Origin of the sequence: Streptomyces sp. NPDC004629, from assembly GCF_042873595.1 — a bacterium.
Lineage (GTDB): Bacteria > Actinomycetota > Actinomycetes > Streptomycetales > Streptomycetaceae > Streptomyces.
In genome coordinates, this window is sequence record NZ_JBIALO010000014.1 from 32,732 (window position 1) to 56,617 (window position 23,886).

General features: G+C 71.3%; 25 protein-coding genes and 1 pseudogene. 17 read left to right on the plus strand and 9 right to left on the minus strand.

Going from position 1 to position 23,886, the window contains the following annotated elements:
* The first annotated feature begins 140 nt into the window (after positions 1–140).
* A complete protein-coding gene (locus tag ACFYTE_RS22175) occupies positions 141–1,955 on the plus strand; it encodes a bifunctional metallophosphatase/5'-nucleotidase (protein WP_388712943.1) in 1,815 nt (604 codons plus the stop codon).
* A 405-nt stretch (positions 1,956–2,360) separates the two neighbouring features.
* Positions 2,361–3,771 (plus strand): annotated as a pseudogene (locus ACFYTE_RS22180) (ABC transporter ATP-binding protein).
* A gap of 209 nt (positions 3,772–3,980) precedes the next feature.
* Here the strand turns inward: ACFYTE_RS22180 and ACFYTE_RS22185 are convergent.
* The 6 genes from ACFYTE_RS22185 to ACFYTE_RS22210 all read right to left on the minus strand — a co-directional run bounded on the left by ACFYTE_RS22185 (position 3,981) and on the right by ACFYTE_RS22210 (position 10,159).
* Entirely contained in the window at positions 3,981–5,459 is a 1,479-nt protein-coding gene (locus ACFYTE_RS22185) for a sensor histidine kinase (RefSeq protein ID WP_388712946.1), read from the minus strand.
* Positions 5,456–6,190 carry a response regulator transcription factor gene (locus tag ACFYTE_RS22190; protein ID WP_388712949.1) on the minus strand — a complete coding sequence of 245 codons (735 nt, stop codon included), beginning with the start codon at positions 6,188–6,190 and terminating at the stop codon, positions 5,456–5,458. The genes ACFYTE_RS22185 and ACFYTE_RS22190 overlap by 4 nt, the downstream gene beginning before the upstream one ends.
* Positions 6,191–6,583: 393 nt before the next feature.
* Positions 6,584–6,802 carry a hypothetical protein gene (locus ACFYTE_RS22195; protein ID WP_388712952.1) on the minus strand — a complete coding sequence of 73 codons (219 nt, stop codon included), beginning with the start codon at positions 6,800–6,802 and terminating at the stop codon, positions 6,584–6,586.
* Between the two features lie 138 nt (positions 6,803–6,940).
* On the minus strand, positions 6,941–8,128 hold the full coding sequence (locus ACFYTE_RS22200) for a S1C family serine protease (protein ID WP_388712955.1): 1,188 nt from the start codon (positions 8,126–8,128) through the stop codon (positions 6,941–6,943).
* Positions 8,129–8,270: 142 nt separating this feature from the next.
* Positions 8,271–9,293 (minus strand): LacI family DNA-binding transcriptional regulator, encoded by a 1,023-nt coding sequence (locus tag ACFYTE_RS22205; protein ID WP_388712958.1) that lies wholly within the window; start codon positions 9,291–9,293, stop codon positions 8,271–8,273.
* Positions 9,294–9,379: 86 nt separating this feature from the next.
* Positions 9,380–10,159, minus strand: a complete 780-nt coding sequence (locus ACFYTE_RS22210; RefSeq protein WP_388712961.1) for a winged-helix domain-containing protein — start codon at positions 10,157–10,159, stop codon at positions 9,380–9,382.
* A 170-nt stretch (positions 10,160–10,329) separates the two neighbouring features.
* On the opposite strand from ACFYTE_RS22210, the gene ACFYTE_RS22215 reads away from it, so the two are divergent.
* From ACFYTE_RS22215 to ACFYTE_RS22250, 8 genes are all read left to right on the plus strand, one after another.
* Positions 10,330–11,166: an alpha/beta hydrolase gene (locus tag ACFYTE_RS22215; protein ID WP_388712964.1), complete on the plus strand. Its 837-nt coding sequence runs from the start codon at positions 10,330–10,332 to the stop codon at positions 11,164–11,166.
* 51 nt (positions 11,167–11,217) lie between these two features.
* The gene (locus tag ACFYTE_RS22220) at positions 11,218–11,472 is read left to right on the plus strand and encodes a MoaD/ThiS family protein (RefSeq protein ID WP_388712967.1); all 255 of its coding nucleotides are present in this window, start codon (positions 11,218–11,220) and stop codon (positions 11,470–11,472) included.
* Between the two features lie 3 nt (positions 11,473–11,475).
* A complete protein-coding gene (locus ACFYTE_RS22225) occupies positions 11,476–12,738 on the plus strand; it encodes a hypothetical protein (protein WP_388712970.1) in 1,263 nt (420 codons plus the stop codon).
* A 92-nt stretch (positions 12,739–12,830) separates the two neighbouring features.
* Positions 12,831–13,568 (plus strand): DUF2993 domain-containing protein, encoded by a 738-nt coding sequence (locus tag ACFYTE_RS22230; RefSeq protein ID WP_388712973.1) that lies wholly within the window; start codon positions 12,831–12,833, stop codon positions 13,566–13,568.
* A gap of 286 nt (positions 13,569–13,854) precedes the next feature.
* Positions 13,855–13,935, plus strand: coding sequence for a putative leader peptide (locus ACFYTE_RS22235; protein WP_362163317.1), 81 nt, complete (start codon positions 13,855–13,857; stop codon positions 13,933–13,935).
* A gap of 125 nt (positions 13,936–14,060) precedes the next feature.
* On the plus strand, positions 14,061–14,906 hold the full coding sequence (locus ACFYTE_RS22240; RefSeq protein ID WP_388712976.1) for a sulfurtransferase: 846 nt from the start codon (positions 14,061–14,063) through the stop codon (positions 14,904–14,906).
* Positions 14,907–14,956: 50 nt separating this feature from the next.
* On the plus strand, positions 14,957–15,244 hold the full coding sequence (locus tag ACFYTE_RS22245; RefSeq protein WP_351734724.1) for a DUF1416 domain-containing protein: 288 nt from the start codon (positions 14,957–14,959) through the stop codon (positions 15,242–15,244).
* A gap of 86 nt (positions 15,245–15,330) precedes the next feature.
* Positions 15,331–15,588 carry a DUF3099 domain-containing protein gene (locus ACFYTE_RS22250; protein ID WP_388712979.1) on the plus strand — a complete coding sequence of 86 codons (258 nt, stop codon included), beginning with the start codon at positions 15,331–15,333 and terminating at the stop codon, positions 15,586–15,588.
* Positions 15,589–15,696: 108 nt separating this feature from the next.
* Here ACFYTE_RS22250 and ACFYTE_RS22255 read toward each other — a convergent pair whose 3' ends face one another.
* The gene (locus ACFYTE_RS22255; protein ID WP_388712982.1) at positions 15,697–16,059 is read right to left on the minus strand and encodes a DsrE family protein; all 363 of its coding nucleotides are present in this window, start codon (positions 16,057–16,059) and stop codon (positions 15,697–15,699) included.
* Positions 16,060–16,425: 366 nt separating this feature from the next.
* On the opposite strand from ACFYTE_RS22255, the gene ACFYTE_RS22260 reads away from it, so the two are divergent.
* The 4 genes from ACFYTE_RS22260 to ACFYTE_RS22275 all read left to right on the plus strand — a co-directional run bounded on the left by ACFYTE_RS22260 (position 16,426) and on the right by ACFYTE_RS22275 (position 19,724).
* Entirely contained in the window at positions 16,426–17,124 is a 699-nt protein-coding gene (locus ACFYTE_RS22260) for a hypothetical protein (RefSeq protein WP_388712985.1), read from the plus strand.
* A 237-nt stretch (positions 17,125–17,361) separates the two neighbouring features.
* Positions 17,362–17,937, plus strand: coding sequence for an FABP family protein (locus ACFYTE_RS22265; protein WP_388712988.1), 576 nt, complete (start codon positions 17,362–17,364; stop codon positions 17,935–17,937).
* Between the two features lie 374 nt (positions 17,938–18,311).
* Positions 18,312–18,749: a Fur family transcriptional regulator gene (locus tag ACFYTE_RS22270; protein WP_388712990.1), complete on the plus strand. Its 438-nt coding sequence runs from the start codon at positions 18,312–18,314 to the stop codon at positions 18,747–18,749.
* 9 nt (positions 18,750–18,758) lie between these two features.
* Complete coding sequence (locus ACFYTE_RS22275) at positions 18,759–19,724, plus strand: YgfZ/GcvT domain-containing protein (protein WP_388712993.1); 966 nt, start codon at positions 18,759–18,761, stop codon at positions 19,722–19,724.
* Between the two features lies 1 nt (position 19,725).
* On the opposite strand, the gene dtd is transcribed toward ACFYTE_RS22275, so the two are convergent.
* Entirely contained in the window at positions 19,726–20,151 is a 426-nt protein-coding gene (gene dtd / locus ACFYTE_RS22280; protein ID WP_388712996.1) for a D-aminoacyl-tRNA deacylase, read from the minus strand.
* A 181-nt stretch (positions 20,152–20,332) separates the two neighbouring features.
* Here dtd and ACFYTE_RS22285 point away from each other — a divergent pair, with 181 nt between their 5' ends.
* The 3 genes from ACFYTE_RS22285 to ACFYTE_RS22295 all read left to right on the plus strand — a co-directional run bounded on the left by ACFYTE_RS22285 (position 20,333) and on the right by ACFYTE_RS22295 (position 23,581).
* Positions 20,333–20,950 (plus strand): aerial mycelium formation protein, encoded by a 618-nt coding sequence (locus tag ACFYTE_RS22285; RefSeq protein WP_388712999.1) that lies wholly within the window; start codon positions 20,333–20,335, stop codon positions 20,948–20,950.
* Positions 20,951–21,112: 162 nt separating this feature from the next.
* Positions 21,113–22,345 carry a GNAT family N-acetyltransferase gene (locus ACFYTE_RS22290; protein WP_388713002.1) on the plus strand — a complete coding sequence of 411 codons (1,233 nt, stop codon included), beginning with the start codon at positions 21,113–21,115 and terminating at the stop codon, positions 22,343–22,345.
* A 327-nt stretch (positions 22,346–22,672) separates the two neighbouring features.
* Positions 22,673–23,581, plus strand: a complete 909-nt coding sequence (locus ACFYTE_RS22295; RefSeq protein WP_388713004.1) for a GntR family transcriptional regulator — start codon at positions 22,673–22,675, stop codon at positions 23,579–23,581.
* Here ACFYTE_RS22295 and ACFYTE_RS22300 read toward each other — a convergent pair.
* Positions 23,576–23,764 (minus strand): hypothetical protein, encoded by a 189-nt coding sequence (locus tag ACFYTE_RS22300; protein ID WP_388713007.1) that lies wholly within the window; start codon positions 23,762–23,764, stop codon positions 23,576–23,578. The two genes, ACFYTE_RS22295 and ACFYTE_RS22300, sit on opposite strands and share 6 nt — an antisense overlap.
* Positions 23,765–23,886 lie beyond the last annotated feature (122 nt).

Here is a 23,886-nt window from a genome sequence, read left to right on the forward strand (position 1 = left end):
AAAGTGGTGACAAGGGCAAACGCAAGGAAGTCGACAAAGGGAAACCAGGATGTAACCGTGAACCCCCTGTCGCGCTACGCGCGTTGAATCTAGGCTGCGCCATCGGATTCACCCGTCACGATCAGCCCACAGGGGGGCACATGCCGACGCCAGCCGATCCGCGTCACCGCGGCAGACGCCGCACGCACACGTTTCTCGCGACCGCCGTTGGTCTCGCCACCGTCGCGGCCCTGGCCGCGGCGCTGCCCGCGCAGGCGCACAACGACCGGGACGACCACGGCGGCCACGGTCGTCCGGGCCGCTACCAGGACGTCCAGCTCCTCTCCTTCAACGACCTGCACGGCAATCTGGAGCCGCCGTCCGGCTCCTCCGGCCGGGTCACCGAGCTGCAGCCCGACGGCACCACGAAGACGGTCGACGCGGGCGGCGTCGAGTACCTGGCGACCCACCTCCGCCAGGCCCGCGCCGGCCATCGATACTCCATCACGGCGGCCGGCGGTGACATGGTCGGCGCCTCTCCGCTGATCTCCGGCCTGTTCCACGACGAGCCGACCATCGAGGCGCTCAACGGGCTGGACCTGGACGTCACCTCCGTGGGCAACCACGAGTTCGACGAGGGCGCCAAGGAACTGGCGCGGCTGCAGAACGGCGGCTGCCACCCGACGGACGGCTGCTACGACAAGAAGAAGAAGTTCACCGGCGCCGACTTCCCGTACCTCGCGGCCAATGTGCTGAACGAGAAGACGGACAAGCCGATCCTGAAGCCGTACTGGGTCTGGAAGAAGAAGGACGTCAAGGTCGGCTTCATCGGCGTCACCCTGGAGAACACCCCGGGCATCGTCTCCGCCGAGGGCGTCAAGGGCCTCAAGTTCAAGGACGAGGTCGAGACGATCAACAAGTACGCCAAGGAGCTGCAGCGCCGGGGCGTCCAGTCGATCGTGGCCCTGGTCCACGAGGGCGGCTTCCCGGCCTCGTCGAGCTACAACTACGACTGCGACTCCTCGGGCGCAGGCGCCGGCATCTCCGGCCCGATCGTGGACATCGCGAAGAACGTCACCCCTGCGGTCGATGCGCTGGTGACGGGCCACACCCACAACGCGTACGTCTGCACCATCAACGACCCGTCGGGCAAGCCGCGCATGGTCACCTCGGCCGCCTCCTTCGGCCGCCTCTACACGGACACCACGCTGACCTACGACCGGGTGACCGGTGACATCGCCCGTACGGCGGTGAAGTCGGCGAACCGCGTGGTCACGCGCACCGTGCCCAAGGCGGCGGACATGACGCAGCTGATCTCCAAGTGGAACACGCTGGCCGCGCCCATCGGCAACCGCCCGATCGGCTACATCTCCGGCGACGTGGCCAACACCGGCACCGAGTCCCCGATGGGCGACCTGATCGCGGACGCACAGCTCGCCCACGGCCGGGAGCTGGACCCGAAGACCTCCCTGGCGCTGATGAACCCGGGCGGCGTGCGGGCCGGCCTGACGTACACGGCCTCGGGCGCCGAGGGCGACGGCGTCGTCACCTACGCCGAGGGCTTCACCGTCCAGCCGTTCGCCAACACGGTGAACCTCCAGGACCTCACCGGCGCGCAGCTGATCCAGGTGCTGAAGGAGCAGGTGAGCGGCGCCAACGCGGCCGCGCCGAAGATCCTCCAGCCGTCGGCCGGGCTGACCTACACGCTGGACCTGACGAAGTCCGGCGCGGACCGCGTGGTGACCGACTCGATCCGGCTGAACGGCGCCGCGATCGATCCGGCCGCCACCTACCGGGTCGCCTCCAACAGCTTCCTCGCGGGCGGCGGCGACGGCTTCACCACGCTCGGCCAGGGCACCAACCCCCTGGTGGGCGCGGACGACCTGACCGCCCTGGCGGACTACCTGACGGCCAACTCGTCGGCCGGCAGCCCGATCACGCCCCCCGCGGCGGACCGGATCACCATCGTGCGGTAATCCGCACAGCGGCTGCTTCCCGTCCCGGGGCCCGGTACGTACTCACGTACCGGGCCCTTTCCGTTCCATAAAACCTGTGTGAGTTGCCAAATGGTTCCGCATTGCATCTGAAAATTCATCTCAGGCCCAATTAACCCAGGTCTCACCGGACCCGCAAGCCCGCCCCGGTCGCGAAGAAGCCGGCGCCGAAGAAGCACACTCCGAAGCGGCGTCCGGTCGGCGGCGAGTGCTGACCAAGAATTCACCTGAGTAAATCACAGGGAATTCCCGGGAAGAGAGGGACGGCAAGTCCCGCCACGAGGCGGGGTCATCGGGTCGGGCACGCTCGCACCGATGACCCCGCCTCGGCCGTGTCCGCACCCGCTTCCCGGGCGCCGTATCCCCTGATCCGTAAGGGAGTTGACCATGGGGGAAGCCCGCCGGGCGTTCCGCCGCTTCTGGCCGCTGACCCGCGGCGACCGCAGCAGGCTGGCGCTGATCGTGGCCTGCGTGGTGGTCTCCGCGCTCACCGAGACCGCCGCCATCCTGCTCTTCGCCGACCTCACCGACCACGCCCTGCAGGCCGGTTCGCTGTCCGCCTTCTGGGGCCCGGCCGCCGCCTGGCTGGGCGTGGCCGCCCTCGGCGCGCTGGTCGGCTACCTCGGCAACTCGCTCGCCACCTGGACCGCCGAGCGGTTCGTGCGGCGGCTGCGCGCGCACGCTTTTGGGCATGTGCAGCGCCTGCCCCCGCACTTCTTCCAGCGGCACCGCCAGGGCGACCTGGTCGAGCGGCTCACCGGTGATGTCGAGGCCATCGAGCAACTCGTCGTCTCCGGGGTGGTCGGCTCGATCGGCGCCGCCTTCTCCGCCGTCTTCTACGCCGCCGCCGCGTTCTGGCTGCGCTGGGACCTGGCCCTGGCCACGTTCCTGCTCGCGCCCCTCTTCCTGCTCGCCCCCCGCCGCTTCGCCGGCCGCGTCAAGAAGGCGTCCCGGGACGAGCGGGTCGCCGACGGCGCCATCACCTCGGTGGTGGGACCGAGGCGCTGGGCAACATCGTGCTCACCCAGGCCTACAACCGTCGCCGCGACGAGGAGGCGCGGCTCGATGCCGAGGCCCGCGGCCGGCAGCGGGCCATCGTGCGCGGCGCGCGGCTGAGCGAGCTGTACGAGCAGTTCGTCGAGGTGGTCGAGACGCTGTGCGTGCTCACGGTGATCGGGCTCGGGGTGTGGGAGATCTCCGCCGGGCGTATGACGCTGGGCCAGCTGCTGGCCTTCGCTGCCTTCCTCGGCTACCTCTACCCGCCCGTGCGCGCCCTCGGCCGGCTCGGCCTCACCGTCACCGAGGCCGTGGCCGGCGCCGAACGCATCGGCGAGATCCTGCACGCCGAGCCCGCAGTCACCGACCCGGCCCGGCCGGTACCCGCCTGGCCGGTACGCGGCCGGGTCGACTTCGAGGGCCCGACGGCTACGACACCCGTATCGCCCCCGGCACGGCCGCCCTGTCCGGCGGTCAGATGCAGCGCCTCGCCATCGCCCGCGCGATGGTCCGGGCCGCGCCCGTCCTCGTGCTGGACGAGCCGACGGCCGGCCTGGACGCGGTGGCCGCCCGTCAGGTGGTGCGGCCCCTGCGCCGGTTGATGGCCGGCCGGACCACGATCGTGATCACCCATGATCTGACGCTGGCCCCGGATGCCGACCGCATCCTGGTCGTGGACCGCGGCCGGCTGGTGGAGGCGGGCACCCACACCGAACTGCTCGCCCACGGCGGCGCCTACGCCCGACTGGCCGCGCCTCGGTCGGCCGGCCGCCCGGAAGACACACTGATCCTCCGGCGGTAGGGCCGGACGGCCGCCGGGGGCGGTGGTACGGGTGCGCAGGTCCCTGCAGAGCCCGGCGAAGGCGAAGCGTCGAGGCATCGCCCCGAGAGGGGCGCGGGGAACTGCGCGTCCAGCCACAACGCACCCGCAGACGAACAACGGCGCACAACGGCCGACTCAGCGGAGCGCCGGGGCGGTTGGTCAGCCCACTGTGGAAAGCGGCGGCACCGTCACGGTACCTGTACCAGTTCCGGTGGGGCCGTGGGTGCGCCGGGCAGGCGGACCGTGGCCACCGTGCCGCCACCCTCCGCGGGGGCCAGGGACACCTCGCCGCCCGACTGCTGGACCGTGCGGGCCACGATCGACAGGCCAAGGCCCGAACCCGGCAGCGCCCGCGCACTCGGGGAGCGCCAGAACCGGTCGAAGACATGCGGGAGTTCCTCGACGGCGATGCCGGGACCGTGGTCCCGGACGGTGAGGACGCCCCTGTCCAGGGCCACGTCCACCGTGCCGCCGTCGGGGCTGAACTTCACCGCGTTGTCGAGGACGTTGACGATCGCCCGCTCCAGCGCGGACGGTTCGGCGCGGACGTACCACGGCGCCAGGTCGGCCGTGATCGTCAGCTCGGGGCCGCGCAGCCGGGCGCGGCGCAGCGCCGTCGCCACGGTGTCGTGGAACGCGATCACCTGGACCCGCTCGCCGCGCTGGCCCTCCGAACGGGACAGCTCCTGGAGGTCACCGATCAGCGACGCCAGCTCCGTCATCTGCGCCTTCACCGACGCCAGCAGCGCCTTGCGGTCGGCCGGCGGCAGGGGGCGGCCGGTCTCCTCGCTGCGGGTGAGCAGTTCCACGTTCGTCCGCAACGAGGTGAGCGGCGTCCGCAGTTCATGACCGGCGTCCGCGATCAGCTGCTGCTGCAACTCGCGGGAGCTGGCCAGCGCGGACGTCATCGAGTTGAACGACCGGGACAGACGGGCGATCTCGTCCTCGCCGTCGTCCGCCACGGGGATGCGGATGGTCAGGTCCTCGGTGCGGGCGACATGCTCCACCGCCTCGGTGAGCTTGTCGACCGGGCGCAGCCCGGCCCGGGCCACGGCGAGACCGGCGGCACCGGCCCCGACGACGCCTATCCCGGAGACCAGCAGCAGCACCAGGGCCAGGTCCTTGAGCGTGGTCTCGGTGCCCTTGAGGTGGACGGCGGCCATGAGGACCGCGTTGGTCTGGGAGACGGGACTGCTGATGGTGATGGGCGTGGTGAGCACGCGCACCCGGTTGCCGTCCGTGTCGGTGCTGTTGTGGAAGACGCCCTTGCGGGTGTCCGCGTTGCCGTTGTCCGCGTTCTTGACCACGTTCTCGTCGGTCTGGGTGACCTTGATCCGGCCGACCGAACTCGGGAAGAGACAGAGGGTTCCGTCCGAGGTGACCACCTGGGCGTAGGTGTTCCAGTTGCCGTTGCTGGCGCCCTGCGGGGTCTGCGTGCAGTTGTTGAGCGCCGTCCGGATGTTGTCGAGGTCCTGGGGGCGGCCCATGAGCATGGCCGTCGCGGACTTCTGCAGGTCCTTGTCGATCTGCTCGTACAGTTTCCCCTGCACGATGAACCAGCAGGTCACCGAGACCGCCGCGACCGCGAACGCCACCGCGGCCGCCACCAGCAGCGACAGCCGCGAGCGGATCGGCAGGGCCCGGAACCGGCGTGCCAGCCGTGTCACTCGGCGCCGCCCTGGCGCAGCACGTACCCCACGCCGCGGACCGTGTGGACGAGCCGCGGCTCGCCGCCCGCCTCCGTCTTGCGGCGCAGGTACATGACGTACACGTCCAGCGAGTTCGACGACGGCTCGAAGTCGAAGCCCCAGACCGCCTTCAGGATCTGCTCACGGGTGAGCACCTGGCGCGGATGGGCCATGAACATCTCCAGCAGCGTGAACTCGGTGCGGGTCAGCTCCACCTGCCGGGTGCCGCGGGTGACCTCGCGGGTCGCGAGGTTCATCCGCAGGTCGCCGAAGGTGAGGGCCTCGTCGTCCGGGGTGGCGCCGGCCAGCGAGGCGGCGTACGAGCTGCGCCGCAGCAGCGCGCGGATGCGGGCGAACAGCTCGTCCAGTTCGAACGGCTTGACCAGGTAGTCGTCGGCCCCGGCGTCCAGGCCGGTGACCCGGTCGCCGACGGTGTCGCGGGCCGTGAGCATCAGGATCGGTGTGGTCTCGCCCGCACCGCGGATGCGGCGGGCGGCCGTCAGGCCGTCCATGCGGGGCATCTGGATGTCCAGGACGACCAGGTCGGGCCGGTACGCGGCCGACTTCTCCAGCGCGTCGGCGCCGTCGACGGCGACCTCGGTGTCGTACCCCTCGAAGGCCAGGCTGCGCTGGAGCGCTTCGCGTACGGCGGGCTCGTCGTCGACGATCAGGATGCGCTGCGGGTCACGGTCGCCTTCGGCGGAGCTCATCGTCGGGGTTCCTCGGGGGTGGGATGGGGCCTGGGACGTCATTCAGCCTCGCATGTTTCCGACCGAACGGGTAAGCACGAGCCGCCGGCGCCGACACCGGTACCGACCGCGGATCGCGTCAGACGGCGGTCCGTGCTCGGGCCCTCGCCCCCCGGGATCCGCCGCTGCGGCCCCGGGCCGCCGCGGCCCCCGGCCTCCCGGTCCCCGGTTCGGGGAGGCCGCGGTGGGCGGGGGTGTCGATGCCGGTGGCCCGGGGACGGAGTCGGCGTCGTGCGGGTGGGGTCGGGACCGGGTTTCCGGCCGCGGGTGGAGCGCCGGGCTCGGCCCTCGCGCGCCGCTCGCGGGTCCGGGTGCACCGCGAACCGGTCCGGGACGGGTTCGGCCGGTCCGGGCTCAGGCGTGGACGGCGGTCAGGCGCTTCAGGGGGATCTTGTGGCGGTGCGGGCGGGCGGCGGGCAGGCGCAGCCCCATCAGTTCGGGGGTGGCGACCTCCGTGGCCCGGGCGGGCGGCCGGGGCGCGTGGAGTTCGTACGCCACCTCAAGGGCCAGGGCGGTGCAGGTCGGGCCGAGCCCGGCCGCCGGGTGCGAAAGCTGCTCGATCGTGTTGATCATGACGTGCTCCCTAGCTCTTCGTGCTGCCGAGCCTTCGTGCTGCCGAGCCCTTCGTGTTCGGGCTCGTCGTGTTCGGGCTCGTCGTGTTCGGGCTCGTCGTGTTCGTGCGTGTGCGCTGCGCTCTCCGCTCCCGCCCGCTCAGCCGGTGGCGCCGGCCCGCAGCTTGGCCAGGTCGGACTTGACGGTGTTGACGGGGATCGCGAAGCCGAGGCCGACGCTGCCCGCGTCCGAGGACGACGAGGAGTCGGTGGCCGAGTACATCGCGGAGTTGATGCCGATGATGTTGCCGCCCGCGTCGATCAGGGCACCGCCGGAGTTGCCGGGGTTGAGGGACGCGTCGGTCTGGATGGCCTTGTACGTGGTGGTGGAGGAGCCCGTGTCGCCGTTGAACTCCTGGCCGCCGAACTGGAACGGCCACCGCCCGTCGCCCTGGCCCTGCCCCTGGCTCTCGTCCGTGGAGACGGTCACGTCACGGTTCAGGGCGGAGACGATGCCGCTGGTGACGGTGCCGGTCAGCCCCTCGGGGGAGCCGATCGCCACGACCGTGTCGCCGACCTGCACCCCGGAGGAGTCGCCGAGGGAGGCGGCCGTCAGACCGGAGGCGTCACGCAGCTTGATCAGGGCGAGGTCCTTGGAACTGTCGGTGCCCACGACGTCCGCCGTGTACTGCTTGCCCTCGCTGGTCCGCACCTTGATCGACGAGGCGCCGGAGACGACGTGGTTGTTGGTGATGATCTCGCCGTCGGAGGTGATGACCACGCCGGAGCCGGTGGACGAGCCGCCCGCGAGCGTCGCGTTGACCTCGACCACGCTCGGGCTGACCGCGGCGGCGATGGCGGCGACATCGCCCTTCTTGCTGGACGGCACCACATGGGTGGCGGCGCTGCTGACCGCGGCGGACTCCTTGCCGGTCAGCTCCTGGAAGGCGTAGGCCGTGCCGCCGCCCACGGCCGCGGCGACGATCGCCACGGCGGCCAGCAGTCCTATCGGGCCCCGGGCGCGCTTCTTGTGCGGGGGGTGCGGGGCGTGCGGCGCGGCGCCGTCGCCGCCCGGCGCGGTCGGAAGGAGAGCGGTTCCGCCGTCGTGCCCGCCGGCGCCGCCCCGACCGGCGTCGGCGGCGAGCGGCGCGGTCGTCGCGGCGGCCCCGCCGCCCGGCCACACGGTGGTTCCCGGCTCGACGGAGACCGGTTCCGCGGGCGGGTGGGCGGGCGGCGGCGGCCATTCCGGGTGCACGGGGGAGGAGGCGTGCTGCTGGGGGTACGCGCCCTGGTGGGCGTCACCCTGGGGGTTCTCGTACGCGCCGCTGCGGCGGAGGCTCTCGGTCATGCCATAGAGCTTTGCCCGCCACCATGAGAGCTTCCTGAGCGCTCCCTGAGAAGCCCGGCAGAACCTCGTTTGCCCGATATAAAGAGGGTTCTCGCAGCTGGGCGGCGACTCTCAGAAAGCCCTCATGGACGCCTGAGAAACCTCACACGCAGCCGCAGGAATGGCGTAGTACCAGCCGGGACGGGAAGGTTTTCAGTCGCTCGCGGCGGGAGCCGGCCACCCGTAGGCCGTCGTCGAGGACGAGGTCCACGGCGGCCCGTGCCATCGCGGACCGGTCCGAGGCGACCGTCGTCAGCGGCGGGTCGGCCAGGGCCGCTTCTTTGATGTCGTCGAAGCCGGCCACGGCCAGCCGGTCCGGCACGTCGAGCCGCAGCTCCCGCGCGGCCCGCAGCACGCCGATCGCCTGGTCGTCGGTGGAGCAGAAGATCGCGGGGGGCCGGTCGGGACCGGAAAGGATCTCCAGGGCGACCCGGTAGGCGTCGTAGCGGTTGTACGGGGCTTCGAAGAGGCGGCCCTCGGTGGGGATGCCGGCCTCGTCCAGGGCGCGCCGCCAGCCCTCGACGTGGTCGGAGACCGGGTCGCCGACGGCGGGTGTGTCGGCCGTACCGCCCATGCAGGCGACGTACTCGTACCCGTGCTCCAGCAGGTGGCGCACCGCGAGCTGGGCGCCGCCCAGGTCGTCGGTGACGACGGCGACGTCGTCGATTGCCTCGGGCCGCTCGTGCAGCAGCACCACCCGGGCGTCCCAGGCCTCGATCTCGGCGGCGGCGAGGTCGTTGAGCGCGTGGGAGACGAGGATCAGACCGGAGACCCGCATCCCGAGGAAGGCCCGCAGATAGTGGACCTCGCGCTCGCCGACGTAGTCGGAATTGCCGACGAGCACCATTTTTCCGCGCTCGGAGGCGGCCTGCTCGACCGCGTGGGCCATCTCCCCGAAGAAGGGCTGGCGCGCGTCCGGCACGATCAGTCCTATGAGGTCGGTGCGCCGCGAGGCCATGGCCTGGGCCACCCGGTCGGGCCGGTACCCCAGTTCCTTGATCGCCGCGAGGACACGCTCGCGCGTGGCCGGGGCCACCGGCCGGGGTCCGTTGTTGATGACGTAGCTGACCACGGCGGTGGAAGTGCCCGCCAGCCGCGCCACGTCATCCCGAGTCACCTTGGCCACGCGCGGAGTCTACGCGGAGAGATTCGCGCTGGGCAGGGGCTATCGCAGCTTGTCTGTGCGCAAGCAACGCCCCGCCCCGGCCGCGGCTATGCCTCGGCCTTGACCTCGGTGTCGTCGAGAACGGCCGATGTGTCCGCATCCTCCGGCTTTGGCCGGGCCGCCTTGGCCTTCGCCTCGTCCGCGGCGCGGTCGCCCTTCTCAGGAGTAACGAATCGATAACCGACGTTCCGGACGGTTCCGATCAGCGACTCGTGCTCCGGGCCGAGCTTGGCGCGCAGCCGCCGTACGTGCACGTCGACGGTCCGCGTGCCCCCGAAGTAGTCGTAGCCCCATACCTCCTGGAGCAGCTGGGCCCGGGTGAAGACGCGGCCCGGGTGCTGCGCGAGGTACTTCAGGAGCTCGAACTCCTTGAAGGTCAGGTCGAGGACCCGGCCCTTGAGCTTGGCGGAGTAGGTCGCCTCGTCGACCGACAGGTCGCCGTTGCGGATCTCCATCGGGGAGTCGTCGTTGACGAGCTGCTGGCGGCCCATGGCCAGCCGGAGGCGGGCCTCCACCTCGGCGGGGCCGGCCGTGTCCAGGAGTACGTCGTCGATGCCCCAGTCGGCGGTGACGGCGGCGAGGCCGCCCTCGGTGACGACGAGGACGAGCGGACAGCCCGGTCCGGTGGAACGCAGCAGCTGGCACAGGCTGCGTACCTGGGGGAGGTCGCGGCGGCCATCGATCAGGATGACGTCGGCGCCGGGGGTGTCGACGAGGGCGGGTCCCTCCGCCGGGGCCACCCGCACGTTGTGCAGCAGCAGTCCGAGGGCGGGAAGCACCTCCGTCGACGGCTGGAGGGCGTTGGTCAGGAGCAGCAGAGAACTCATGTGTCTGGTTCCTCCTCGGTCCCTGCGAGGACGTGTGCGGCGGGAACTGCTCTGCGATCCCGAAGGCCCCGTACACCTGCGGTTTCCCGCTTCGTATACAACGCTTCCGAAAGCACAAAAGGACCCGGGGGCTACGCTGCCCGAGTCCTCTGCCCAGCAGAATAGCCGACATGAGCAACGGTCCGGCAGGTCATGTGGCACGTTCCCGCATTCGTCCGGGGTCCGAGACGAGCAGACAGGCACCTTTGCGGACGTTTCTGCGCACGGCCGACGGGGTTTCCCTCGATTCCGTATACGACCCGGGCGCGGTCGTATACGACTCCTCCGCGCCACTCTCCGGTGACCTGGTGTTCGTCGTCGCCCACGGCTTCACGGGGGACGTGGACCGGCCGCAGGTGCGCCGGGTCGCGGCGGCCCTCGCCCGCAGGGGCGCGGTCGTCACCTTCTCGTTCCGCGGCCACGGGGCGTCCGGCGGGCGTTCCACGGTCGGTGACCGGGAGGTGCTGGATCTGGCCGCCGCGGTGGAGTGGGCCCGCGGGTTCGGGCACGCGCGCGTGGTCACCGTCGGCTTCTCCATGGGCGGCTCGGTGGTGTTGCGGCACGCGGCGCTGCACCCGGGTGCCGACGCCGTGGTCGCGGTGAGCGCCCCGGCCCGCTGGTACTACCGGGGCACCGCGCCCATGCGCCGGGTGCACTGGCTGGTGACGCGCCCCGAGGGCCGCCTGGTCGGCCGCTACGGGTTCCGCACCCGCATCCACCACCGCGACTGGGACCCGGTCCCGCTGTCCCCGGTGGAGGCGGTCCCGCGGATCGCGCCGACCCCGCTGCTGATCGTGCACGGCGACCGGGACGGCTACTTCCCGCTCGACCATCCCCGGATGCTGGCCGCCGCCTCCGGTGACCACGGGGAACTGTGGCTGGAGCCCGGCATGGGCCACGCCGAGCACGCGGCCGACGGGGCACTGCTGGCCCGGATCGGGGACTGGGCGGCCGCCCGGGCGGGCTAGCCTGGCGTGTTGAGACTTACGTACTGGTGTACACACGGACTTGAGGACGAGATGGCAAAGGTCACGGTGCGCTACTGGGCCGCCGCGAAGGCCGCGGCCGGGGTCGCCGAGGAGGCCCATGACGCGGCGACCCTCGCCGAGGCGCTGGCCGCGGTGCGCGAGCGGCATCCCGGCGAACTGCCGCACGTGCTGCGGCGATGCTCGTTCCTGGTCGACGGCGACCCCGTGGGGACCCGCGCGCATGAGACCGTACGGCTGGCCGAGGGCGGCACGGTCGAGGTGCTCCCGCCATTCGCAGGAGGGTGAGCGATGACCCATCAGCCGTATGAGGGCGGTCCGTACGAGGGGTACGACCCCTACCGGCCGCAGCAGCCCCAGCAGGCCGGGCACCAGGCCCCGCAGGCGTGGCCCGCACAACAGGGCTACGACCAGTCCGGGTACGGGCAGCCTGGGTACGGGCAGCCCGGTTACAGCCAGTCCGGGTATGGGCAGCCCGGTTACAACCAGTCGGGTTATGACCAGTCCGGGTACGACCCGCAGCTCACCCAGCAGTGGCAGGGCCAGACCTGGGAGACGCAGGTCCACGCGCCGCTGCCGTCGGCCGAGGAGGCCGCGTCGACCGCGTACCTGCCGGCGCACGGCTACGCCGCCCAGGCCCCCGCCCCCGCCGCGCCCCACGGGCATCAGGCGCCCCAAGTGCCCCAGGTGCCCCACGGGGCGCCCACGGCGCAGGAGGCGCCCGCTCAGACCCGCCCTGCCGTCCCGCAGACGGCAGGGCCCGCGTACGGCCCCGCCACCCTCGCCGGGAACACCCGCGTCACCGACGCCCAGCGGGCCCGCATGGAGGGCCGCTCCCCGATCATCGAGCCGGGGATGCAGCCCGCCGCGCTCACCGCGCTGCTCGGCCTGCTGCTCGCGGGCGCGGCGGCGGTCGGCTCGTACGCCCTGGTCGTGCCGCTGGTCGTGCTCCAGGCCGTGACCGCGGCGGGCTGGTTCCGGCTGAACGGCATGTGGCCCGCCCGGCAGGGCATCGCCCTCGCCTTCGCCGGAGCGCTCACCGCGGATGTGGCGCTGCTGGTCGCGGGCCGTGAGCACGCGCCCGCGGCCATCCTCGGCCCGCTGGGCGTGTGGATCCTGCTCGCCCTGGTCCTGCAACTGCGCTCGCACGCCGACCCGGACGAGCGGATGTACGGGCTGATGGCGACGGTCGCCGCCACCGCGCTCGCGGTCATCGCGACGGGCTACCTGGGCGCCGATCCGCACGCCGCGTCGGTCGGCGCCGCCGCGGTGGCCGTGGCGGTCCTGGCCCGCGCGCTCCCGCTGCCCACCCCGGCCTCCGTGGCCGTCTCGCTCCTCGCGGCGACGGGCGCCGGCATCGCGGTCGGCGGGATGACCGGTCTCGGCGCGAAGGGCGCCCTGGTCGGCGCGGCGGCGGCCGTGTGCGCGCTCATCGGGCACCGCGTGGCCGGCTACGACTACCCGTCCCGCTTTGTGCACTTCACGGCGGGTGTGGCACTGCCGCTGTCGGCCGCGGCGCCGGTGGTGTGGGTCCTCGGCCGGGCCCTGGGCTGACCGCGCACGTCACAGGTGATCGACAAAACCCGGGGACCGGCCCCGGCCGGCGTTACCGTGGCTGCGTTGCCGACTGCCTAGGTGGGGACCCCATGCGCGCGTTGCGAATACTCCTGATCGTCGTCGTGATCCTCGGCGGTCTGTTCGTGATCGTCGACCGCGTCGCGGTCCACTTCGCACAGGGCGAGGCGGCCGACAGGCTCAGGACGACGGAGAACCTGTCCGCCACCCCGGACGTGTCGATCAACGGCTTCCCCTTCCTCACCCAGCTGGCCGGCGGCTCGCTGGACGACGTCGAGGTCGGCATCAAGGACTACCAGGCCCCCACCGGCACCGACGGACAGACGGTCCGTATCGACGGCCTGAAGGCGCACATGAAGGGCGTCGAGTTCTCCGGCGACTTCAGCTCCGCCACCGCGGCGACCGCCGACGGCACCGCGACCATCGCCTACGACGAGCTGCTGAAGACCGCCAAGTCCGACACCACCGAGGTCGCCCCCGGTGTCACCGCCCGCGTGATCGGCCTCTCCGACGGCGGCAACGGCAAGATCAAGGTCTCGGTGGAGGCCACGGTCCTCGGCACCAAGCTGCCTAACCCCGTCTCCGTGCTCAGCACGGTCACCGTCAAGGGCGACTCGGTGCAGGTGCACGCCGACAGCCTGCCCAAGTTCGGCGGTGCGGACCTCGCCGAGGACCGGGTCCGGGAGATCACCGACTTCCAGCAGGCCATCGACCAGCTGCCCGGTGGCATCAAGCTGGACACGGTGCAGGCGGCGCCGGACGGCGTCGAGATCACGGTGAAGGGTTCGAACGTCCGGCTGGCCGGGTAGGACGGACAGCGCCGACCGCCGCCGCGAGGCACCACACGGGCGGGCCTGGGCACCGACGCGCGGCCCACGGCGGCCCAACGGCGTCCGACGGTCGCCGACGGGCCGACACGGAGCGTCCGACAGGCGAGACGGCCATGTCCGCACCGCAGATGCCGGGCGCCGCGGAGGTCCGCGGGCCCGTGCGGGGTGGCGCGGCGCCTCCCTCAATCCCACATTGCGGACGATCGCATCTCATCATGCGACACACCGGTGACATGCCCGCCCGTCCGTCCCTACGATCGAGGCCATGAAGCGACAGGCGGACCTCACGAAGCGGCGGGCAGTAGACCTGTGCCGCGTCTCCGCCATGCTCTGTCGCCCCTTCTGAGCGGGAGCCCCGACTTCCGCGTTCTTCGACCGCCCAGCTGAGGGCACCCGTGCGCGCTCCCCCCGGGGAGTCCGCGCCCCACGCACTCGCACGCCCCGCCGTAACTGCCCCGGAGGAGAAAGAGCATGAGCCGCAGCGACGTCCTGGTCGACGCCGACTGGTTGCAGGAGCACCTCGACGACCCGAACATCGCCGTCGTCGAGGTCGACGAGGACACGACCGCGTACGAGAAGAACCACATCAGGAACGCGATCCGCATCGACTGGACCAAGGACCTCCAGGACCCGGTCCGCCGTGACTTCATCGACCAGGAGGGCTTCGAGAAGCTCCTGTCGGCGAAGGGCATCGCCAACGACACGCTGGTGATCCTCTACGGCGGCAACAACAACTGGTTCGCGTCCTACGCGTACTGGTACTTCAAGCTGTACGGCCACGAGAACGTCAAGCTCCTCGACGGCGGACGCAAGAAGTGGGAGCTGGACGCCCGCGAGCTGGTCGACGGCACCGAGGTGCCCGAGCGCGCCGCGACCGACTACCAGGCCAAGCCGCAGGACAAGTCCATCCGCGCGTTCCGCGACGACGTCGTGGCCGCCATCGGCGCGTACAACCTCGTCGACGTCCGTTCCCCCGACGAGTTCTCGGGCAAGCTGCTCGCCCCGGCGCACCTGCCGCAGGAGCAGTCCCAGCGGCCCGGCCACGTCCCGTCCGCCAAGAACATCCCGTGGTCGAAGAACGCCAACGACGACGGCACCTTCAAGTCGGACGACGAGCTCAAGGAGCTGTACACCGACGAGAACGTGGACCTCGCCAAGGACACCATCGCCTACTGCCGCATCGGTGAGCGCTCCGCGCTGACCTGGTTCGTGCTGCACGAGCTGCTGGGCGTCCAGAACGTCAAGAACTACGACGGCTCCTGGACGGAGTACGGCTCCCTGGTGGGCGTGCCGATCGAGCTGGGCGCCGGCAAGTAGGCAACGCGACCCGTCAAGACCTCAAGACCTCTGACCTCTGGAGAAGCAGTATGTGTGGAGCGAAGGCCGGCGGCCCGGACCCCTCGACGATCAAGCCCGGTGAGACCACGATCCAGGGCCAGGTGACCCGCGACGGCGAGCCGGTGACGGGCTACGTCCGGCTCCTGGACTCGACCGGCGAGTTCACCGCGGAGGTCCCGACCTCCGCCACCGGACAGTTCCGCTTCTACGCGGCCGAGGGCACCTGGACCGTCCGCGCCCTCGTGCCCGGCGGCACCGCCGACCGCACCGTCGTCGCCCAGCAGGGCGGCCTCGCGGAGGTCGCGATCGCGGTCTGAGCAAGCACGTACGGCCAAAGGGCCGCGCCCCACGGGTTGGACGCCCGGGCGCGGCCCTTCGGCCCGTCCGGACCTACCCTGGAGTTATGTACGCACGGCGGCGTCACATGTACTTCGCCATGATGGGCGTGTGCATCGCGCTCTTCATCCTGGCCTGGGGGGTCGTGCGCATCTGGTCCGTGCCGGCGGCCGTCGCGCTGTGTGTGGTGGCCATGGTCATCCCGCCCGTCGCCGCGATGATCGCCAACCGGCGCGGCCCCGAGGACCGCTGGTGGGACGACCCGTCGGGCGACCCGGAGTCCGACGAGTGGTGGGACGAGCTGGACGGCAAGAAGCGCCACTGAGCGCTCCGCTGGAAGTGCCGCTATGGGCCGTGGTCCGTCCGCGGCGCCGTCGTGGCTGGTCGCGCAGTTCCCCGCGCCCCTTTGCGGCGCCGTCCTTTCGGTTCGTTCTCAGTAGACGAGAGCCTGGGTGTCGTCGCCCAGCGCCTCCTGCACGAAGACCTGCGCGCCCGCGATCCGTACGCCCTCGACGACGTCCTTCTCCGTGATCTCACGACGGGCCGCGCACTGTGTGCAGAGCGTGACGCTGCCGCCGACCAGGATCGACTCCAGCAGATCGGGCAGCGGGGCGGCGTGCGGCAGCTCGAACTCGGCGGCCCGGCCCGGCAGCGCGAACCACGACGACTCGCCGGTCAGCCACAGGGAGACCTCGACCCCGCTGGCCACGGCCACCGCCGCAACCGTGAACGCCTGCGAGCAGCGTTCGGGGGCATCGGCCCCCGCCGTCACCTTGATCACGAGCTTCTTCGCCATGCCTGAATCGTAATCAACTTCCCTGCAACGGTGCGTGTTGCCCATGGGTCTCCTGTGCGCGCGATGTGAAAGACGCGCTCAACGTTCTGAGAGGGATGTCGTGGAAGATCCCGAAAGACCGGGTGAGGAAGCGGCCGTCGCCGAAGCGGCCGAGCCGAACGCACCCCGCCCACACCGCCGCGGCCGTACGACGGCGCTGATCGCCGCCGCAGCCGTGCTCGGCATCGTCGCCGGCACCTGCGCCGGCTACCTCGTCCAGGCGGACCGCGCACCGACCACCCGCCGGCCGCTCCACCGCCGCCCAGGGACCGTCGTGTCCTGCGGGCCGTCCTGCGCTGGACCGCCGCGCTCACGGTCTTCGCGGCGGTGGGGGCCGGCACCGCGTACGGGATCACCCAGCTGGACCGTACGGACGTACCCGGGCTCGCCACCCAGTCGGACGGACGCTGGCCCTACCCGCAGATCAGCGCGGCACCGCTGCCGCCCGGCAGCCCCGGCCCGCTGGACCCCGACAACGAGGCCGGTACCCACCACACCGACCTGCGCGCGCTGCTGCTGCCCGCGCCGGACGGGGCGACGGACGACAAGGCGCTGCGCGGCACGGACGGCTGGCTGCCCACGAAGCGGTTCCTGACGGTGTTCGCGGCACGGGAGGACCGGGAGGAGATCGGACAGCTGCTCACCGACTCCGGGCTGCGGCACATCGCCGCCCGCGGCTGGACCACCGGGGACGGCACGCACACCGGCATCTACCTGCTCCAGTTCGACACGGCACTCATGGCCGAGGACGTCCTGGGGGAGCTGGCCGACTACAGCACGCCCGTCTACGCCGCCCGCGGTGCCGCCGCGGCGGAGGCCGACGACGGCTACCCGACCGCCGCCGACATCAGCGGGATCACGCGCTTCGCCTACGACGAGGTGAGGCCGTACGGCGCGGCACACGTGCGGCAGGCCTACCTCGGCGCGGGCGATGTCGTGGCCCTGGTCGTCCAGTCCCGCAAGGGCAGCGCCGCGGCCGTGCCCTTCCAGCAGACGGTGACCTTGCAGAGCCGGCTGCTGGGCTGAACGGCCTGCGCGGGGTGGGGTGCCTTCGTGGAGGGTGGCAAGGAGGGCTGACGTAAGCTGGGGCCGCCCCGGCCCTGTATGCCACCCTCGCTCAAGGAGCACCCGTGGAGATGTTCTTCTCAGCCCTGCTGGTCCTGGTCTGCGTCGGCGTTCTCGCCTTCGCCGGGCTGGCCGTGAAGAAGCTGTACCAGGGCCAGCGCTGAGCCCGTACCCGAACCGATCCAGGAAACACCGCTCATGATCGAGATCCCGTCGGACCTTCACAAGGACCTGGTCCCCCTGGCCTTCCTGCTCGGCGACTGGGCCGGCGCGGGCGTGCACGACTTCCCCGGCTCCGAGAAGTGCAACTTCGGCCAGGAGGTCACCTTCAGCCACGACGGCCGGGACTTCCTGGAGTACCGCTCCCACACCTGGGTGCTGGACAAGGACGGGAACAAGGTCCGCCCGCTGGAGTCGGAGTCCGGCTTCTGGCGGATCGACGCCGACCGCAAGGTCGAGGTCACCATGACCCGCGACGACGGCGTCATCGAGATCTGGTACGGCGAACTGGCCGCCAAGAAGCCGCAGATCGACCTGGTCACGGACGCGGTGGCGCGGACGGCAGGCGCGCGCCCCTACACCGGCGGGAAGCGGCTGTACGGCTATGTGAAGAGCGACCTGATGTGGGTCGGCGAGAAGCAGACCCCCGAGGTCGAGCTGCGCCCCTACATGTCCGCCCACCTGAAGAAGGTCGTCACCCCCGAGGAGGTCGAGCGCTGGGCAAAGGCCCTCCCCGACGACCTCCCGGACAACGGAATCACCTTCTTCAAGTAGCCCCCGCTCCAGTCGCTCACAGGCCGGTCTCCGCCTCCGCCGCGGCGTGGATGGACCGGATTTCCGCGATGGCTTCCGTCGGGTCCTCCGTCCCTGCGCTGATCACTTCCTCCAGATGCCGCAACCGCGCTGCACGGGAAGGGCGCCGCTGAGCCCCTCGGGGGTGAGGGCGGGCATCGGGATCAACGGCTCATGGCGCGATTCCGGATACTGAGCGGTCATGGGGGCTTCCTCCGCATCGAAGGCCGGTGCTGGGGTCGACAGTACCGATCGCGCCGCCCGGCCGAGTACCGCAGCGTGCCGGCCGATGCCCTGGTGAGGGGTGTGCCGGCGGACGAGGCATGATCGGGCGCGTACCGCCCTAGACTGGGTGTGTGGTGAGCACCGACTGGAAGAGCGACCTCAGGCAGCGCGGCTACCGGCTGACGCCGCAGCGGCAACTCGTGCTCGAAGCCGTGGACACCCTGGAGCACGCGACCCCCGACGACATCCTCGTGGAGGTGCGGAAGACCGCGTCGGGGGTCAACATCTCCACCGTCTACCGCACGCTGGAGCTGCTCGAAGAGCTGGGCCTCGTCTCGCACGCCCACCTCGGGCACGGCGCCCCGACCTACCACCTCGCCGACCGCCACCACCACATACACCTGGTGTGCCGGGACTGCCAGAACGTCATCGAGGCGGACGTGTCGGTCGCCGCCGAGTTCACCGCCAAGCTGCGCGCGAACTTCGGCTTCGACACGGACATGAAACACTTCGCGATCTTCGGTCGGTGCCGCGACTGCTCCCTCAAGTGTTCAACTACCGAGTCGTAGGCTTGTCGCATGAAGAGCCCCCTGCTGACCCTGCCCGGCGCCGTCCCCGCCGAGGGTGCGGACGAAGGCGTCGCCGCCCACTACGGCGACCTGTTCCGCGAACAGCGCGCCCTCGCCGACGGCACCGGTTTCGTCGACCTCTCGCACCGCGGAGTGGTGACCGTCTCCGGTGCGGACCGGCTGAGCTGGCTGCACCTCCTCCTCACCCAGCATGTCAGCGAACTGCCCGCGGGCGAGGCCACCGAGGCGCTGGTCCTGTCCGCGCACGGCCACATCGAACACGCCCTCTACCTGGTGGACGACGGCGGCACCGTCTGGGCCCACGTGGAGCCCGGCACCCAGGACGCACTGATCGCGTACCTGGAATCGATGAAGTTCTTCTACCGGGTCGAGGTCGCCGACCGTACGGCCGACTTCGCCGTCGTCCACCTGCCCGCCGGTTCGATCGCCGAGGCCCCGGACGGCGTCGTCGTCCGCGAGACGGCGTACGGCCGTGACCTCTTCCTCCCGCGCGCTGACCTGGAGTCGTACGCCGAGAAGGCCGGCCCGCCCGCCGGGATACTCGCCCACGAGGCGCTGCGCGTCGAACGGCACCGGCCGCGCCTCGGCTTCGAGACCGACCACCGCACCATCCCGCACGAGCTGGGCTGGATCGGCTCCGCGGTCCATCTGCAGAAGGGCTGCTACCGCGGCCAGGAGACCGTCGCCCGGGTGCAGAACCTGGGCAAGCCGCCGCGCCGCCTGGTCTTCCTGCACCTCGACGGCAGCGAGGTGCACCTGCCCCCGCACGGCACCGGGATCCGGCTCGCGGACGAGGACCCCGACGGCCGCAAGGTCGGGTTCATCACGACGTCCGTGCGCCACTACGAGCTGGGGCCGGTCGCCCTCGCCCTGGTCAAGCGGAATGTGCCGGTGGACGCGCGGCTGATGGCCGGGGACACGGCGGCGGCCCAGGAGACCGTCGTAGAGCCCTGATTCACATCTCCAGCAGCACGGTGAACGGGCCGTCGTTCGTCAGTGAGACCCGCATCTGCGCGCCGAACCGGCCCGTCGCCACCGTCGCGCCCAGGGCACGCAACTGGGCGACCACCTCGTCCACCAGCGGCTCGGCGACATCGCCGGGGGCCGCCGCGTTCCAGGTGGGCCGACGTCCCTTGCGGGCGTCCCCGTACAGCGTGAACTGGCTGATGACCAGCAGCGGGGCGCCGATGTCGCTGCACGACCGCTCGTCGTGCAGCATCCGCAGCGACCAGAGCTTGCGGGCGAGCTGCGCCGCCTTCTCCTTGGTGTCCTCATGGGTGACCCCGACGAGGACGCACAGACCCTCGCCCTCGATCGCCCCGACCGTCTCGCCGTCCACGACGACGCTCGCGCCGTCCACCCTCTGCACCACTGCACGCATGCCGACCATGATGCCGGGTGCCCGGGAGCGGCCCGCTGGTGGGCCGAAAGGACCTGTCGGCGAGCCGATTTTTGCGCCTTAACCCCCCATCTGGGGCCGTTCGGGGGCAACTCGGCCGCAGAGTGGCCACTTGGGGTGGCACGATGCTCCCGTACGCCGGTCGAGGGGACGGTAGAGGCACATGAGCACACCGAGTATCGGGCAGCCGCCCGGTGCGATCGCGGCCGCCCTGGCGGGCGGGCAGGAGACGCACCGGCCGCCTGTCCAGCGCAACGACAGCCCGATGCTGGACCCGGACACACCGGAGCACGACCTGACCCTGCTGAGCCTGCCCGAGCTGCGGGCCCTGCGCCGGGACGCCCAGCGCGACGAGGCGGACCTCAGTTACGTACGGCGGCTGCTCCAGGGGCGGATCGACATCCTGCGTGCGGAGCTGGCCCGGCGGGGGCCGGCGTCCGTCGCCGCGGCCGAGGCGGCCTCCGTGGTCGACCGCCTCCCGGAGATCCTCACCGACGCCCCGGCCCGGCAGCGTTCCTCGGCCCGCCATGTCACGGTGGGCACGCCGCACGGCGAGGAGTACCGGCGGCTGGCCGCCGACATGCTCGCCGAGGTCGAGCTGTCCGACCTCACGGCGCGCACGGACCAGGAACTCAGCACGGCGATGGGCCGCCTCGTCCGCTACGAACGGCAGGCATCCCGCCGCCGCCACCACCTCCAGCGCACGGCGGACGACTGCGGCGCAGAAATCACCCGCCGCTACCGAGACGGCGAGGCCCAGATCGACGACCTCCTGCTCTGACGCCGAGGCTTTCCGCCCCCTGGCCGCCATGACCGCCTCGGCGACAGCCCCCGCGGGGGTGCTTGGGCCGACGGGTCGGCTGCGGCCGGGGACGCCGGGCGAGTCGGGTGGGTGGGCCGAAAAACCCGCGACAGCGCAGCGCACCGGACCTACCGTGACCCCATGACCGACGTCCGCCCCGTCACCGAGACCGAGCTGCCCGACTGGCACCGCGCCCTGAACACCGGCTTCCTGCGCCCGCCCACCCCGACCCCCGAGCAACTGGAGGCGCGCCGCCCCCAGTTCGTCCCCGGCCGCCTCCTCGGCGCCTTCGACGGCGACCGCTGTGTCGCGACGTTCCGATCCTTCGCCCAGGAGATCACCGCGGTCGGCGGCGCCACCGTCCCCGCGGACGCGATCTCCAACGTGACCGTTTCCCCCACGCACCGCCGCCGCGGTCTGCTCACCCGCATGATGAACCTGGACCTCGCCGCGGCGAAGGACCGCGGTGACGTCGTCGCGACGCTCATCGCCGCCGAGTACCCGATCTACGGCCGCTACGGCTTCGGCCCCGCCACCTGGACCACGGAGTGGACCGTGGACGTGCCCCGCGCCGGCCTCGACCCCCGCTGGTCGGGCCCGGCGGACGGCGCCCGGATCGACCTGGTGGGCGCGGCCGAGGTCCGCAAGGCGGGCCCGGAGCTGCATGAGCGGGTACGCCGTGCCCAGCCCGGCGCGGTGAGCCGCGACGACCTGTGGTGGCAGGTCAATACGGGCGCCGTACGCTTCAACGAGTGGACCGAGCCGTACTACGTCGCCTACCGCTCCGCCTCCGGCGAGGTGGAGGGCCTGGTCTCGTACCAGGCCGACGACACCTGGCACGGCAAGCAGCCGCAGAACACCGCCGACGTGAACTGGCTGATCGCCTCGACCCCGGCGGCCGAGCGCGCCCTGTGGCACTACCTGTGCTCGATCGACTGGATCACCAAGGTCAAGAGCGGCCGGCGCGCACCGGACGACCTGCTCCCGCTGCTGCTGCCGGACCCGCGCGCGGCCCGGGTCACGACCCACTCGGACTGGCTGTGGGTGCGCATCCTGGACGTGGTACGGGCGCTGGAGTCCCGCACGTACGACGGCACCGGCACGCTGGTGCTGGAGGTCGTCGACCGGCAGGGCCTCGCGGGCGGCCGGTTCCGGCTGGCCGCCTCGCCGGCCGGCGCGAGCTGCACGCCGACCGACGATGCCGCGGAACTCGTCCTGGACATAGCAGAGTTGGCCACGCTGTGGCTCGGTGACGAGTCGGCCGTGCGGCTGCTGGCGCTGGGCCGGGTACGGGACGTACGAGAGGGCGCCGCCCAGGTGGCCGACGCCCTGCTGCACACGTCCGGGCGACCGTGGTGCCCGGACCTCTTCTGACTCCTTCCTCCCGGCCGACCGTGTTCATCCGTAGCGAGCTTGTTCAGTTGTGACTGTGCTGTACGGCTGCTGGGCCGCGATTGTTCAGTTGTCGGTGTTCAGTTGTGGCTGTGCTCCGGCGGCGGCGGTTCGATACACGGTCGAGCCGGACCGACCAGGCTCCCGGCTCCCCTCCGGAAGGGAGCCCGGTCGGCCAACCACCGGGAAGTATGACCAGGTTGCCTAAGTTGGCTACCAACTTCACTGTACTTATCTCCGCTTGGAAGCGGCTCATAACCACCTTCCCATGAACTGCCGAAAGATGGCGGGAAGTTGTAGGGTTTCTTCGTGGACCCGGAACACGCCCCCGCCACTGAGCGGGAGAGGTCACAGCGGCCACAGAAGTCACACCACGAGGTGGCCGACGAGTTGCGCGCCAGGATCAAGTCCGGCGTGCTCCGCCCAGGCCAGCGCATGCCCACGCAGGCCAGGCTGGCCGACGAGTTCGGCGTGGAACGCGGCGCCGTACGACAGGCGTTGCGCATCCTGCAGTCGGAGCGGCTGCTCACCAACGTCTCCAAGGGCGCACCCGCCACCGTGGCCCCCGACCTGGGCCTCGGCCGCGCCCCGGCCGGTCAGGCGGCCCCTCCGCAGCCCACCATGGTGGCCCTCGCGTCCCGGGTGGCCGCCGCCTTCGCGGCCCCGCACGTCGAGATCGACGCCCTGTGCCTGACCTCCGTCTCGCTCACGCTGGCGATCGGTGAGCCGCTGCGTCAGATCCACGCCGGCCGATTGAAACCGGCCAAGGTCGATGTCCGCGTCCTGCTGCCCAGCCGGGACATCGACCTCGCCTTCCCGGCCCCGGTGGAGGCCTCGGCCGCGGGCCTGCTGCACCGCCGCTGGCTGGCCCAGCGCAATGCCCAGGGCCAGGTGTTGCAGCACAACCTGCTGGCGCTGCGCGCCACGCACGGCATCGACGTGCATGTCACGTTCCGTGCACTGCCGTTCACCCCGCCGGTGAAGCTGTACCTGCTCAACGGTGCGGAGGCGCTGTTCGCTTACTACACGCTGTCCCGGCGCGAGCGGGAGATCGAGCACGAGCAGTTGGAGATGTACGACTCCGACGGCACCCGGTCGATGCTGTTCGGCTTCGAGCAGGGTGCCGGGTTGCGGGACACGACGTTCGTCGAGCAGTCCCATCTCTGGTTCAACGCGCTGTGGGAGACGATCAGTTCGGATCTGCAGCTGTCGTCATAGGGCGGGACCGGCCAGCAGGACGGCGAGCAGTACCGCGCCGGCCGAGCTGACCGCCGGGCTCTTCGCCTTGACGCCTATGGTGAGCAGCAGCAGGCCGACAATGCCGGTGGCACCGTACTTCCATTGCACGAGCTGTTCGAAGCCGACGACGAACACGGCGCAGATGAGGGCGAGGGCGGGCACTTGGTTCCCCCTTCGGGCTGCCAGGAAGCAAAACTTCCGCCAATTCCGCCAACTCGGCCAAGTTGGCAACCAACTATGCTTAGGTTGTCCCCACTTGGCTACTATCCATAAACAACTTCTAG